Annotated in this window: 1 protein-coding gene; it reads right to left on the bottom strand. The window is 62.1% G+C overall.

What is annotated here, in order from left to right; all coding sequences use genetic code 11:
• Positions 1 to 256 (bottom strand): hydantoinase/oxoprolinase family protein (locus KVS69_RS19885; RefSeq protein ID WP_302675396.1); only part of this gene is annotated, 256 nt, incomplete at both ends.

Raw genomic sequence — 256 nt, 5'->3', positions numbered from 1 at the left:
CAGCAGGCCGACGGCACACATGACACCTGGGTATGCCGGGATGATTAGTTCCTTGATCTCCAATTCGTGCGCCAGATACCCCGAATGGAGAGGACCTGCGCCGCCGAACGAGAAGAGCGAGAAATCGCGCGGATCAAGGCCACGCACGACAGTCATCGCTCTGATGGCGTTGACCATGTTGGCCGTGACGACCCCAAGGATGCCGGCTGCAGCCCGCTCTCCGCTGACACCTAGGCTTTCGCCGAGACGCGCGACG

The sequence above is a fragment of the Stenotrophomonas sp. GbtcB23 genome, assembly GCF_019091045.1.
In the GTDB taxonomy this organism is placed as follows: domain Bacteria; phylum Pseudomonadota; class Gammaproteobacteria; order Xanthomonadales; family Xanthomonadaceae; genus Stenotrophomonas; species Stenotrophomonas rhizophila_A.
This window is presented reverse-complemented; position numbering and strand designations above follow the sequence as displayed.